Annotated in this window: 13 protein-coding genes; 2 read left to right on the plus strand and 11 right to left on the minus strand. The window is 65.2% G+C overall.

The annotated features are described in order from the left end of the window. Positions 1-133: 133 nt before the first annotated feature. Positions 134-715, minus strand: a complete 582-nt coding sequence (locus AC04MI_RS02610; protein WP_476496984.1) for a Spy/CpxP family protein refolding chaperone — start codon at positions 713-715, stop codon at positions 134-136. Positions 716-1,049: 334 nt separating this feature from the next. Between AC04MI_RS02610 and AC04MI_RS02615 the strand changes: the two genes are divergently transcribed. Then, the gene (locus AC04MI_RS02615) at positions 1,050-2,117 is read left to right on the plus strand and encodes a recombination-associated protein RdgC (RefSeq protein WP_436076648.1); all 1,068 of its coding nucleotides are present in this window, start codon (positions 1,050-1,052) and stop codon (positions 2,115-2,117) included. A gap of 28 nt (positions 2,118-2,145) precedes the next feature. On the opposite strand, the gene AC04MI_RS02620 is transcribed toward AC04MI_RS02615, so the two are convergent. The 10 genes from AC04MI_RS02620 to AC04MI_RS02665 form a co-directional block, all read right to left on the minus strand. After that, positions 2,146-2,901, minus strand: a complete 756-nt coding sequence (locus tag AC04MI_RS02620; protein ID WP_436074191.1) for a gamma-glutamylcyclotransferase — start codon at positions 2,899-2,901, stop codon at positions 2,146-2,148. A 39-nt stretch (positions 2,902-2,940) separates the two neighbouring features. After that, complete coding sequence (locus AC04MI_RS02625; RefSeq protein WP_476496985.1) at positions 2,941-3,714, minus strand: pirin family protein; 774 nt, start codon at positions 3,712-3,714, stop codon at positions 2,941-2,943. A 232-nt stretch (positions 3,715-3,946) separates the two neighbouring features. Further along, positions 3,947-4,354 (minus strand): hypothetical protein, encoded by a 408-nt coding sequence (locus AC04MI_RS02630; protein WP_056056921.1) that lies wholly within the window; start codon positions 4,352-4,354, stop codon positions 3,947-3,949. Between the two features lie 86 nt (positions 4,355-4,440). Next, the gene (locus AC04MI_RS02635; RefSeq protein ID WP_235509281.1) at positions 4,441-5,274 is read right to left on the minus strand and encodes an enoyl-CoA hydratase/isomerase family protein; all 834 of its coding nucleotides are present in this window, start codon (positions 5,272-5,274) and stop codon (positions 4,441-4,443) included. An 86-nt stretch (positions 5,275-5,360) separates the two neighbouring features. Then, on the minus strand, positions 5,361-7,160 hold the full coding sequence (locus AC04MI_RS02640; protein ID WP_436076646.1) for an AMP-dependent synthetase/ligase: 1,800 nt from the start codon (positions 7,158-7,160) through the stop codon (positions 5,361-5,363). Next, entirely contained in the window at positions 7,157-7,975 is an 819-nt protein-coding gene (locus tag AC04MI_RS02645) for an ABC transporter ATP-binding protein (RefSeq protein ID WP_436076645.1), read from the minus strand. The genes AC04MI_RS02640 and AC04MI_RS02645 overlap by 4 nt, the downstream gene beginning before the upstream one ends. Before the next feature lie 13 nt (positions 7,976-7,988). Continuing rightward, on the minus strand, positions 7,989-9,170 hold the full coding sequence (locus tag AC04MI_RS02650) for an ABC transporter substrate-binding protein (protein WP_056056928.1): 1,182 nt from the start codon (positions 9,168-9,170) through the stop codon (positions 7,989-7,991). Between the two features lie 17 nt (positions 9,171-9,187). Beyond that, complete coding sequence (locus AC04MI_RS02655; protein ID WP_476496986.1) at positions 9,188-10,225, minus strand: branched-chain amino acid ABC transporter permease; 1,038 nt, start codon at positions 10,223-10,225, stop codon at positions 9,188-9,190. Positions 10,226-10,319: 94 nt separating this feature from the next. After that, a complete protein-coding gene (locus AC04MI_RS02660; protein WP_056056932.1) occupies positions 10,320-11,210 on the minus strand; it encodes a branched-chain amino acid ABC transporter permease in 891 nt (296 codons plus the stop codon). Then, positions 11,207-12,049, minus strand: coding sequence for an ABC transporter ATP-binding protein (locus tag AC04MI_RS02665; RefSeq protein ID WP_056056934.1), 843 nt, complete (start codon positions 12,047-12,049; stop codon positions 11,207-11,209). The genes AC04MI_RS02660 and AC04MI_RS02665 overlap by 4 nt, the downstream gene beginning before the upstream one ends. Positions 12,050-12,204: 155 nt before the next feature. Here AC04MI_RS02665 and AC04MI_RS02670 point away from each other — a divergent pair. After that, positions 12,205-12,646: TetR/AcrR family transcriptional regulator (locus tag AC04MI_RS02670; protein WP_476496988.1), on the plus strand; the 442-nt coding region annotated here is incomplete at its 3' end.

A 12,646-nucleotide genomic window follows, 5' to 3' on the forward strand; every position in this document is an offset into this window, starting at 1 on the left:
GACCGTCCAAGAAAAAACCCGGCGTTCTTTGTAGAACGCCGGGTTGGCAGGGTGGGGAATTGCGGAAGGGCTTGAAACAGTCCCTTTGTGACGACAGGCTTCAGCGCCTGTCGCCCCAGTTCATAGCAACGCCTTACTTGGCGGGCGCAGGCGTGGGGGCAGGGCCCGGACGGCCTTCACCCCCGCGCATGCCGCCATGGTGGTCGCCATGCCCGTGGCGGCCCTCACCACCCCGCATGCCACCCATGGGGCGGCCGCGGTGGGCCTGGGCATCAAAGGTCTTTTGCTGCTCGGGCGTCAGCGTGGCATAGAAGGCCTTGGTGGCCTCGCCACGGCGGTCGGCTTCGGCGGCATGCTGGGCACGCATTGCGCGCATGCGGTCGATACGTTCCGGCGTGGTCAGCTTGTCCATGTCCTGGCGGTCCAGGCGGGCGGGGCGTTCGCCGGGCTGCATGGCGGTGGTGAAGGTGKTCCAGGCCGATTCTTGGGCAGGGGTCAACTTGAGCTGGGCTTTCAGGTCTGCCAGGCGCTTGGCATGGCGCTGTGCCATGTCGCCGTGGTGGCGTTCATGGCGGCCTTCAGCAGCCTTGGCGGGGGCGGTGGGTGCTGCGGGCGCTGAAGGGGGTTGCTGGGCCAGCACAGGCAAAGCCATGGCGGCGAGCAGGGCAGTGGCGGCAATACGGTGAGAGAGGGGGTGAGAGAAACGGGAGGCCATGGTGAAAGTCCTTTCGCGGTGGTGAGCTCGCTGCAACGACCGTTTCAGCGATTGGAGTCCAGTGTCCGCCGCCCACGTATCGCCACCGTGCGCGTTGGGTGAGGCTGTGTAAAGTTGCGGCGAACGCTTGCAAAGCAGCCCCCAGGAGAATTTTGAGTAATTAGCTGGTAATGCGATAGTGTGATCTGCCTTATTTGCTATTGATTGTGTAGCGTTTTCAGTCTCCCAAGGGCTGTCCGTGCCCCGGCGGCCCGGCGCCGGGGTGGCGACCGCCGACAATGGCGGGTTCCGTGTCCGTGTCGTTGTTCCCAGCGACCCCAACCAAAGGTTTTCCGTGTTCAAGAACATGATCGTGTACCGCATTGCTCCGCAATGGCAGGTCGAGTTGACGCAAGTGGAAGAAGCGCTGGCCAAGGCCCCTTTCCAGGAATGTGGCGCCACGCAGGAGAAGTCGCTGGGCTGGGTGCCGCCCCGGGGTGAATTGCATGGCCCGCTGGTCGAATCGGTGGGTGGGCAGTGGATCCTGCGCTTCATGGTCGAGACCAAGGTGCTGCCCGGCAGCGTGCTGGCGCGCAAGGTCAAGGAAAAGGCCGAACGCATCGAAAAGGAAACCGGCCGCAAGCCTGGCAAGAAGGAAAGCAAGGAGCTCAAAGACGAGGCCAAGCTCGACCTGTTGCCCATGGCCTTCACCAAGCAAGGCTCGATGTGGATCTGGATCGACACGGCCTCGCGACTCTTGGTGCTGGACACGTCCAGCCAGGGCCGCGCCGATGAAGTGGTGACCCTGCTGGTCGAATCGCTGCCCGGCCTGTCGGTGTCGCTGCTCGACACCCAGACCAGCCCCCAGGCCGCCATGGCCCACTGGCTCAAGGAGCAAGAGCCACCCGTGGGCTTCACGGTGGACCGCGAGTGCGAACTCAAAAGCGCCAACGAGGAAAAAGCCGTGGTGCGCTACGCCCGCCACCCACTGGACATCGAGGAGGTGCAGGCCCACATCGACGCTGGCAAGTTGCCCACCAAGCTCGCCCTCACCTGGGACGACCGCGTGAGCTTCATGCTCACCGAAGGCCTGCAGATCAAGAAAGTGTCGTTCCTGGACACGGTGTTTGAAGGCACCAAGGTAGACGATGGCGGCTTTGACACTGACGTGGCGATTGCCACGGGCGAGCTGGTCAAGCTGATTCCGGACCTGATCGATGCGCTGGGGGGCGAGACAGAGAGTGGTGTGGCGAGCGCAGCGCAGGCAGTGGCCAGCGACAGGGCTGAAGCTGCTGTGCCATCACGGCCACCGATGCCTGCAGCAGCACCCTCTGCCCCGGCGCGTAAGGTGGCTGGGGGTGGGGTGGTGACTGGTCCGCGCGAAGTGCCCGTCGATACCGACCCGGAATCGGCGCCGTTCTGACACCGTGGCCCGCCGGTCCATTGTGGCTTCAGCGGCTGTGGCCGCAGGCGGCATCCACCAACGCCGCCAGCTCACGCACATAGGCGTCTTCAATGCCCAGCACCCCACACTGCTGCACCAGCTGCTCCAGGTAGTCCCGGTTGCTGCCGATACGCCCGCAGGCGGTGGCAATGGTCGCGGCCGTGGCCTGCAGCGACAGATTGGCCCGGTAATGGGTATGGGCCGTGTTGGCGACCAGCACCAGCGCCTGCACTTCGCCCTGGGGCGTTGGCAGGGGCAGCAGTTGCGGGCAGTAGGCGCCGGTGATCATCTCGCGCCGCCACAGCAGGCGGGACTCGTCCTCCACCAGCGGCGCCGGGATGCGGAATGCCAGGCCCTCGCAGCCCTGTGGGTCTTCGTCGCCCGTGCGCTGCAAGGTCAGCACCAGGCCCGGGCAATCAGGGGTGCCCCGGCCGATGGTGGTGCTCAGGGCAAAGCGGCGTGCGAAGCCGGGCAGGCAGGCGCGGCGCACTTCGCCAAAGTGAAAGCCTGGGTTCCACATCAGCGAGCCATAGGCAAACACCCACAGATCCTGCTGCTCGGCGGTGATGGTGGAAAGCACCTCGCGGCGGGATTGCTCGACCTCGTGGTCCGGCAGGCGCCAGTGGGCGGGCAGGCCCTGGCAGCGCGCCTGGGCGTCCCACTCGGCCAGCACCTCGTCGGTGAGGCGCAGGCCCGAGGCATGGGCAGGGGTCAGCCGGCCTTGCAGCTCGGGCAGGTGGAGGAAGGCTTTGTCGGGGGTCATGGGGGCAGTTCCGCGCGCTGGGGTGGGGCGTCAGGTGTCTTAACGCCGCGCCAGGTCAAACACCAGCACCTCGGCGTKGTGGCCCTCGTGCAGGGTCAGTGTGTTTTCGCCGTCCAGCAAGGCGCCATCGCCACCAGACAGCGCGATGCCGTTGACCTGCACCGCCCCTCGCGCCACGTGCACGTAGGCCAGGCGTTCGGGGTTCAGCACTTGGGTGGCGGTTTCGCTGCCATCCAGCAAGCCTGCCCAGATGGAGGCGTCGGCGTTCATGCTCACCGAGCCGTCCTCTCCCCGGCGCGAGGCAATGCGCACCAGGCGGCCCCGGCGGTCTGCGGACGGGAAGTGTTTTTGTTCGTAGCTGGGGCGGATACCTGTGAACAGGGGCTTGATCCAGATCTGCAGGAAATGGGTGGGCTGGTCGGGCAGCGCATTGAATTCGCTGTGGCGCACGCCCCAGCCTGCGCTCATGCGCTGTACGTCGCCCGGGTGCAGGATGCCGGTGGGAGCCGCCACCGAATCAGCCCCTGGCGCCCCCGAGGCCGCTGGGGCCCCAGGTTGTTGGCCGGTGCGTTCGTGCAGGTTGTCCTGGTGGGCCAGGGCGCCGTCGAGGACATAGCTCACGATCTCCATGTCGCGGTGCCCATGCGTGCCAAAGCCTTTGCCGGGCGCCACAGTGTCGTCGTTGAGCACCAGCAGATTGCCATGGCCCTGGTGGCGCAGGTCGAAGTAGTCGCCAAACGAAAAGCTGTGGGCGCTGTGTAGCCAGCCGGTGGAGGACCGGCCCCGTTCGGAGGAGGGGCGGACGGTGATCATGGCTTTGTTGCGGGGGTATCCGGCCCGATGTTGCACCACAGGGGCAAGAGAGTGCGTGGAGCCGCGTAGGTTGTCGTCGCCATGGCCTCACTCTAAGGGCCGATGGGTTCGCCATCAATGGCTGGCGGCTCAACTCACTGTTCCGCGATTCAGTCCAATGCTGTGGGTTCAGGCGTTCACCCAGCCCCGCGCCTGGCACAAGGGCGCACGGTGCGGAAGGTCGAACCGTCGATCAGGCCAGCAGCAGGGCTGCCAGCATCAAAGCGGTGCCGACCGCCACCAGCGTCCATGAGGATTGCTGCTTCACAAACACAAAGCTGCTGGGGTCGTTGGGCATGTAGGCGATTTCGACCGGGCGATGGGCCTTGAATTCGGCCAGGATCTCTTCCGGGAAACTGTGCTTCACCACCATCTGCTGGCCGCTGTCGGTCTTGTAGTGGAACTCGGCGGTGTAGGTGGAAGAACCGCTTTTCTTGAACTCCGTGTACTGCGTGATGGGCTCGACCACGGCGTGTTTGCCGAGCTTGAGCGTTCTGGAAAGCTCGGACCGCTCCTGCATTCCAAAAGCAACGAACACGACCCCGGCGAGAACGCCCGCGATTTTGAACAGCAGCTTGCCTTGTTGGCGTGATGGCTTCATACCCTCTCTCCCTCCGTTTTGGCGGGAGTGTAAGGGCTCTGCTTGAAGACAAGGAAGAGGCTGCCGGCGATGCAGTTGCGCTTGCGTTACCGCCCCACAAACTGCGGGCTCTGGCGCTGGTGAAACGCCTCCACCCCCGCGCGGAAGTCCTCGGTGCCCGCGCAGTGCACAAAGGCGTCCTTTTCAGCGGCCAGTTGCTCGGGCAGCGTGTGGTCCATCGACGCGCGCATCAGGCGCTTCATGGCGCCGTAGGCCAGCGTGGGGCCGCTGGCTAGGCGCTGGGCGAGGGCGGTGGTGGCACTGTCCAGCTCGGCGCCGCGCACCACGCGGTTGACGAGGCCCAGGCGCAGCGCATCGTCGGCTGTGAAGGCCTCGCCCAGTAACGCAATCTCCAGCGCTTGGCGCACGCCCACGATGCGCGGCAGCGCCCACGATGCACCCACGTCGCAGCTGGTGCCGAGGTTGATGTAGGCCAGGTTGAAACGTGTGCCTTCTGCGGCGATCACGTAGTCGGCCATCAGCACCAGGCTCAAGCCCGCACCGGCGGCCGCGCCGTGCACCTGCGCGATGACCGGCGCGTTCATCTGCGCCAGCAACTGAAGGGCGGCATTGAGCGGCGTGAGGATGTCGATGGCGCCCTGCACCGGGTCCGCGCGCAGCGTGGCCAGGTCGCCCCCGGCCATGAAGCCCCGGCCGTTGCCACGCAGCACCACGGCCCGCACACCGGGGTCGGCAGCGATGGACTGCACGGCGGCGAGGAAGGCATTGGCCATGGGCACGTCGATGGCGTTGAGTGCCTCGGGCCGGTTGAAGCGCAGCGTGGCGACGGCGCCGTGGCGCTCCAGCAGCAGGGGCGGCTGTGGGACGGGCGCGGACGGTGCGGTAGCGGCTGCTGCAGGGTCTGTGGCGGTATTTTTCATGTCAAATCCGCTTCAAGCGCTAGTGGATATTGCGCTATCAGCTCCTGTTTTGATAGTAAGTGGATTCCAATGCGCCGAGCCCTGGGCTATTGGTACAGCGCCTCGATCTCGGCCGCATAGGTTTTGTAGATGCTTGCGCGGCGCACCTTCATCGTCGCGGTCACCTCGCCGTCGTCGTGGTCCAGCTCCTTGGTCAGCAGGTGGAACTTGCGGATCTGCGAGACCTGCGCCAGCCGCTGGTTGCCCTGGTTGATTTCGGCATCGATGAGGCCACGCACCTCGGGGTGCTCCACCAGCGAGCGAAAGTGCGTGAACGGAATGCGCCGCGCCTCGGCCCATTTGCCCACGGTCTCGTAGTCGATCATCACCAGCGCGCCGACGAACTTGCGCGCCTCGGCCACGATGATGCATTCCTTGATGAAGGGGCTGCCCTTCATCGTGTTCTCGATCTCGGACGGCGTGAGGTTCTTGCCGCCCGCGGTGATCATGATGTCTTTCAGGCGGTCCACGATCTTGATCTCGCCCTGCTCTTCGCGCACCACGTCGCCCGTGTGCAGCCAGCCGCCCTGGATGCTGCTGGCCGTTGCTTCGGGGTTCTTGTAGTAGCCCGCAAACACCATGTCGCCTTTGAGTTGCAGTTCACCGTTGTCGGCAATGCGGTGCTCCACACCCAGCGTGGGCACGCCGACGGTCCCCACCACCACATGACCGAGCCGGTGGCCTGTGACCATGCCGGTGGATTCGGTCAGGCCATACACCTCGATGAGCGGCACGCCCAGCACGCGGAAGAAGCGCACCACGTCGGGCGGAATGGGCGCGGCGCCGGTGAGCGCCACATGGGCGTTGCGCAGGCCGATGAAGTTTTGCAGCGCGCGGAAGACGAGCCAGTAGCTCGTGGCAAAGGTCAGCTTGTCGGCAGCGCTCCAGGCACTGCGTGGCTTTTCGGCCAACGGCTTGCAGGCGTTGTAGGCTTTGTGGAACAGCGCACGGCGCAGGCCGCCCGTTTCCTGCAGCTTGATGTGGATGGCCGCGTGCAGCTTTTCCCAGATGCGCGGCACGCCCAGGAACATGGTGGGTGCGACCTCGCGCAGGTCCTCCTGCACGGTGCGGATGGATTCGCCAAAGTTCACCTGCGAGCCGATGTACACCGGCACAATGCTGGTGAGCATCTGTTCGGCCACATGGCACAGCGGCAGGTACGACAGGTGGGTGGTCTCGCGCGACAGCTCCAGCCGGTCCACGATGCCCGGCACCACGCCCCGGATGTTGCGGTACGAAATCATCGCGCCCTTGGGCTTGCCGGTGGAGCCTGAGGTGTAGATCATCAGACCCACGTCATCCAGCCGCTGGCGTGCGAGTGCGTCGTCGATGATGGCTTGTTGGCCCGATGCCGCGCCCAGCTGCTCGACCTCGTCAAACGTGGTGATGAACTGGCGCACCTCGGGCGCAAAGCTGCGCAGGCCCTTGGTCTCCATGACCACGATTTTTTTCAGGCGCGGCAGCTCCGGCAGTGCGGCCAGCAGCTTGTCGGTCTGCTCCTGGTCTTCGCAGACCATGATCTCGATGTCGGCATGGCCGACCACATAGGCCACTTCGTTGGTGGGGCTGGTGGGGTACACACCCACGGTCACGGCGCCCACCAGGCCCGCGCCCATCTGGGCCAGCACCCATTCGATGCGGTTCTCGGAGATCACGCCCACATGCCCGCCCGGAGGCAGGCCCAGTGCCTTGAGGCCCAGGCCGAAGTGGCTGGCGCGCTGGTGGTACTGCGCCCAGGTGAAGGGCTTCCAGATGCCGAAGTCCTTTTGCCGGATGGCGATGCGCTGCGCGTCGGTGCGCGCGCGCTCGCGCAGCATCTGGGGCAGGGTGAGGTCGGGGAGCGTCATGACAGCCATCTTTTGCGGCGCTTGTAGTGCTTGATCTCTTTGAAGCTCTTGGCCTCGCCACCACCGCCCATGCCGAGGTAGAACTCGCGCACATCGGGGTCGTTGGCCAGGCGTTCTGCCGTGCCGTCGATCACGATTTTGCCGTTCTCCATGATGTAGCCCCGGTGCGCCACGGCCAGGGCCACGGTGGCGTTCTGCTCCACCAGCAGCATGCTGGTGCCCCGCTCGGCGTTGATGCGCGCAATGATGGTGAAGATGTCTTCGACGAGCTTGGGGCTGAGGCCCAGTGAGGGCTCGTCGAGCAGGATGAGCTGGGGCTGCGCAATCAGCGCGCGGCCAATCGCCAGCATCTGCTGCTCGCCGCCCGACAGGTACCCGGCCAGGCCCTTGCGCCGCTCATGCAGGCGCGGAAAGTAGCTGTAGACCAGGTCGAAATCCGGCGTCGCATCCCTGCGCCCCGTGAGCGCATAGGTGGCCGCCACCAGGTTCTCTTCGACCGTGAGGTCTTCAAACACGCGGCGGCCTTCCATCACATGGCTCAGACCGTTGCGCACCAGCTGCTGCGGGGCCGCGGCGGCCGTGGGCTGGCCATTGAAGTGGATGCTGCCGCTTTCGACCACACCATCCTCCAGCGCCAGCAGGCCCGACACCGCTTTGAGGGTGGTGCTTTTGCCCGCCCCATTGCTGCCCAGCAGCGCCACGATCTGCCCGCGCGGCACAGCCAGCGACAGGCCACGCAGGGCCTGCACCACCTTGTTGTAGATGACCTCTATGTTATTGACTTCGAGGACGTGGGCCGGGGTTGGCTGGGTCATGGCGCAGGCAGTGTCAGAGTTTGATCCAGTCCGATGCCGCGACCATTTTTTGCGCCTTCATGTCGGCGCGGTACACGCGGCCCACGGGGATCGAATTCCCGCTGATGGTGATCGGCACGCCGATCAGCCCGCCCGTGTCGAAGTCCTTGATGGAATTGAGTGCGGCCTTCAGGTTGGGGCCGGTGAGGGGCTTGCCAGCGTCCAGCGTGCGCTTGGCTGCCTCGGTGAACAGCATCGCGGCCAGGAAGCCCTGGATGTAGGCCGTGCTCTGGTACTCGGGCCGCAGGGCGCGGATCTTCTCCAGCATCGGCGCCTTTTCAGTGTCGTAGTAGTAGCGATACGGCATCACACCCATGAAGCCGTCGGCGGCTTCGCCCATCTTCATCACGGTGGAGCTGTCCATGGTCCAGAAGGTGCCCATCCACTTGCTGGTCATGCCCTGCTGCTTGCCCTGGGTGATGAACTCAGGGATGGGCGCGAGGATGTAGCCGTGAAAGATGGTGTAGTCGGGCGCCGCGCGGCGCAGCTTGATGACCTCGGTGGACACGTCCACGCTGCCGGCGGGCGTCATGATCTTGATGGGCACCGACAGGCCCAGCTGCTTGGCCATGGCTTCGCTGGACTCGATGGGGTCGCGACCGAATTCCGAATCGGAGTACACGAAGGCCACCTTGGCACCAGGCTTTTCCTTGGCGATGTGCTTGAGCAGGATGCCGAACATCTCGGTGTAGTCGGGGCCCACAAGGAACTGGTTGGGGTACTTCTTGGGGTCGTTGAGTTCGGTGGCAAACGACGCGCCGGCCATCAGGATGTTGCCGTTGCGGTCCAGCTCGGGGTTGATGGTTTTGGAGAAGCCCGTGGAGTCGCCGTAGTACAGGTTGACCTTGTTCTGGCTGGTGATCTTCTTGAACGCAGCCACCGACACATCGACCTTGTAGCCCGTGTCTTCAGGCACGTACTTGACCTTGCGGCCCTTGATGCCACCCGCGTCGTTGAGCATCTTCACGTAGTCGCCCATGCCCGCGTTGATGCCCACGCCCGCAAACGCGAACACGCCGGTGAGCGGGATGGAGCCGCCGATCACGATCTCTTCGGCGCCTTGGGCCAGCACCGACAGCGGGCTGGTGAGGGCGGCGGCACCAGCGGCTCCGAGCAAGAGTTGGCGGCGCTGGAAGTAAGTGCGTTGTGTGTCCATGGTTGTCTCCTGTGGATTTAGTTGCGGAAAGGCCAGAGATGGAAGAAACGACGGACGCGCCGCCACACTTCGGCCAGGCCATGGGGCTCGAAGACGAGAAAACCGATGATGAGCAGGCCAAAGATGACCGTGCGCACGGGCGAGAGGAACACGGTGAGTTCGCTGCCGCCGGGCATCAGGTCCACCACGAGCTTGAGCAGCTCGGGCACCATGGTCATGAACACCGCGCCCAGGATGCCGCCCAGGATGGAGCCCATGCCGCCGACGATGATGGCCGCGAGGAAAAAGATGGACATCAGCAGCGGAAAGCTCTCGGGCGTGAYCACGCGAAAGAAGTACGCCCACAGCCCGCCTGCCACACCCGCATAGAACGATGACAGGCCAAACGACAGCAGCTTGTAGCGCAGCAGCGGTATGCCCAGCACCTCGGCCGAGATGTCGCGGTCGCGAATCGCGATGAAGGCACGGCCCACGCGCGTGCGAAACAGGTTGGCCGCGCCCAGGAGCATGAGGATGGTGACCGGCACGATGAGCCAGTACAGCCTGAACGAGGTGTCGAGCGCCATGCCGAACAGCTTGGCGGGCGGCACGCTCAGGCCACCGGTGCCGCCGGTGAACTTCCAGTTGGCAAAGATGARGTGCGCGATGAACGATGCGGCAATGGTGGCAATGGCCAGGTACAGCCCTTTCACGCGCAGCGAAGGAATGCCCACCACGATGCCGCCCAGCATGGCGACAAAGCCACCTGCCAGCAGGTTGAGCACAAAGGGCGTGCCCACCTTGGTTTCCAGCACGGCCACCGTGTAAGCCCCCAGGCCCATGAAGGCCGCCTGCCCCAGGCTGACCAGCCCCGTGTAGCCTGTGAGGATGTTGAGCCCCGTGGCACTGGCCACATTGATGCTGACCAGGCAGGCCAGGTAGAGCCAGTAGTCGCTGGCCATGAAGGGGAACAACACCAGCAGCGCAGCGCCCACGGCCAGCCACACTTTTTGCGTGCGCGAGTCGAACAGCGCCGCGTCGGCGATGTAGGTTTCCTTGAGGGTTCCGATGCGCATGGGTCAGGCCTGCCGCCGGGCCGCCCCAAGGGAGGCCTGCGCCCCCTTGGGGGGCAGTGAATACACGAGGTGATGAACGTGGGGGTTCATGTTTTTACAGTCTCTCGATTTCGTGGGTGCCGAACAGGCCGTAAGGCCGCACCAGCAGCACGGCCACCAGCACGATGAACGTGGCCAGCAGCTTGTATTCGCCGCCCAGGTAGGCCCCGGCCAGCGCCTCGATCAGGCCGATGAGGATGCCGCCGACGAGCGCGCCCAGCACGCTGTCGAGCCCGCCCACGATGACGACCACCAGCACCGACAGCCCGAACACGCCCATGCTGGACGAGATGCCGCCAATCGAGCCAACGATGATCCCGGAGATGGCAGCCAGCATGGCCGAGGCCACCCAGGCCAGCGAAAACACGCGCGGCACGTTGATGCCCACCGAATACGCAGCCGCCTGGTCGCTGGCCGTGGCACGCAGGGCCACCCCGCCGCGCCAGAAGCGGAACACCACCAGCACTGCCGCGATGAACACGATGGCGATCACGGCGCCCCAGAACACCTTGGGTGCCAGGAATGCGTCCCCCACCATGATGGGCTGCGTGGGCATGAAGTCGGGCAGGCGGCGCTGGTCTGCCGTCCAGATCATCTCGACCAGGCCCACCAGCACCGAGGCCAGGCCCACGGTGACCATGAAGACGGAGATCGGCGGCTCGCCCAGCAGCGGGCGGATCATGGTGCGCTCGATCACCGCGCCCAGCAGGCCCGTGCCCAGCACGGCGGCGGGGATGGCCAGCCACAGCGGCAGCGCAAACATCGATGCAAAGGTGAAGAACAGGTACGCACCCACCATCAGCAGCTCGCCAATGGCAATGTTGACCACGCGGGTGGCCTTGTAGACCATGACGAAAGCCAGTGCGGCCAGTGCGTAGAGACCGCCACCGGCGATGCCGGTGAGGCTGATCTCAAACAGGTAGGCCCAGTCGAAGTTGCCGGTCATGCGGTGGTCACTCCCTGCAGCTTGGCACGCAGGTCGCCCACGTCGCCCGCGCCCAGGTAGGCGCGGATGACCTCGGGGTCCGCCTGCACCTGCGCGGGCGTGCCCTGCGCGATGACCTGGCCGAAGTTGAGCACCACCACGTGGTCCGACAGGTCCATCACCATGCCCATGTCGTGCTCCACCATCAGCACCGTCACGCCCCACTCCTCGCGCACGTCGAGGATGAAGCGCGCCATGTCTTCGGTCTCTTCACGGTTCATGCCGGCCACGGGCTCGTCCAGCATCAGGATCTGCGGCTGCATGGCGAGGGCCCGGGCCATCTCCACGCGCTTTTGCAGGCCGTAGGGCAGGGCCGAGACGGGGGCGTGGCGGATGTGGTCGATTTCGAGGAAGTCGATGATGCGCTCCTCGACTTCGCGGCGCAGTTCGGCCTCTTCGCGTCGGGCGCGGCCGAAGTACAGCAGCGCGTCGAGCACGTTGGTTTTGAGGTGCGCGTGGCGGCCCAGCTTGATGTTGTCGAGCACCGTCATGCCGCGAAACAGCGCGATGTTCTGAAAGCTGCGGCCCAGGCCCAGCTTGGCGCGCTGCGGCGCGGGCACGCGGGTGATGTCCTGCCCCTGAAAGCGGATCGAGCCCTGGCTGGGCCGGTAAAAGCCCGAAATGGTGTTGAACAGCGAGGTCTTGCCCGCACCGTTGGGGCCGATGACGGCGGTGATGGAGCCGGGCTGCACGTCAAAGCCTACGCCGGTCAGCGCCTTCACGCCACCGAACGCCAGGGTCACGCCCTGCACCTGCAGCAGGGGCGTGGCAGCAGCGGGGCCGGAAGGGGTTGTCTCCATTGGCTTTCTAATACGGGTTGACTGCAGCTTTTGACAGAAATTTCGATGGAACCCAGCGCAAATTTCCTACTTGTGCGTAAACTGTTTACTCGCAAGTAGATTCTGGAAGCCGCGACCCTCATCAGCATCCGTACTTTCCCGAGGAACTGCCATCCATGCCCCACGCCAAAGTGGCACCCCGCCGCCGCAGCGCCACCGCCACCGCCGCAGCCCCGTCTTCGCCACCCACAGCCAAGCGAGCCACGCCGGTCAAAGCGGCCAAGCAGGCCAAGGCCACGGCCGCCCAGACCGCAGCCGCTTCTCCCTGGCCCCCGGTGTCGCACCGCGAGCGCCAGCGCGAGGCCAAACGCAATGCCGTGCTGCAGGCAGCGGCCCAGCTGTTCAACGAACGCGGCTTTCACGCCACCTCGCTCGACGACATCGCCGCGCGCCTGAACGTGACCAAGCCCACGCTGTACTACTACGTGAAGAACAAGGACGAGATCCTGCTGCAGTGCGTGAGCAAGGGGCTCACGATGATGCTGGAGGGGATTGACGCCTCGCGCGCTGCGGGCGGCAAGGCCATTGACCAGCTCATGACCTGCATGCAGGTGTACG

The sequence above is a fragment of the Acidovorax sp. LjRoot204 genome, assembly GCF_056175785.1.

Coding starts and splice junctions, on each gene's coding strand:
- AC04MI_RS02620 (WP_436074191.1), bottom strand. CDS start 2,901: ATGACCCCCGACAAAGCCTTCCTCCACCTGCCCGAGCTGCAAGGCCGG.
- AC04MI_RS02630 (WP_056056921.1), bottom strand. CDS start 4,354: ATGAAGCCATCACGCCAACAAGGCAAGCTGCTGTTCAAAATCGCGGGC.
- AC04MI_RS02635 (WP_235509281.1), bottom strand. CDS start 5,274: ATGAAAAATACCGCCACAGACCCTGCAGCAGCCGCTACCGCACCGTCC.
- AC04MI_RS02640 (WP_436076646.1), bottom strand. CDS start 7,160: ATGACGCTCCCCGACCTCACCCTGCCCCAGATGCTGCGCGAGCGCGCG.
- AC04MI_RS02645 (WP_436076645.1), bottom strand. CDS start 7,975: ATGACCCAGCCAACCCCGGCCCACGTCCTCGAAGTCAATAACATAGAG.
- AC04MI_RS02650 (WP_056056928.1), bottom strand. CDS start 9,170: ATGGACACACAACGCACTTACTTCCAGCGCCGCCAACTCTTGCTCGGA.
- AC04MI_RS02660 (WP_056056932.1), bottom strand. CDS start 11,210: ATGACCGGCAACTTCGACTGGGCCTACCTGTTTGAGATCAGCCTCACC.
- AC04MI_RS02665 (WP_056056934.1), bottom strand. CDS start 12,049: ATGGAGACAACCCCTTCCGGCCCCGCTGCTGCCACGCCCCTGCTGCAG.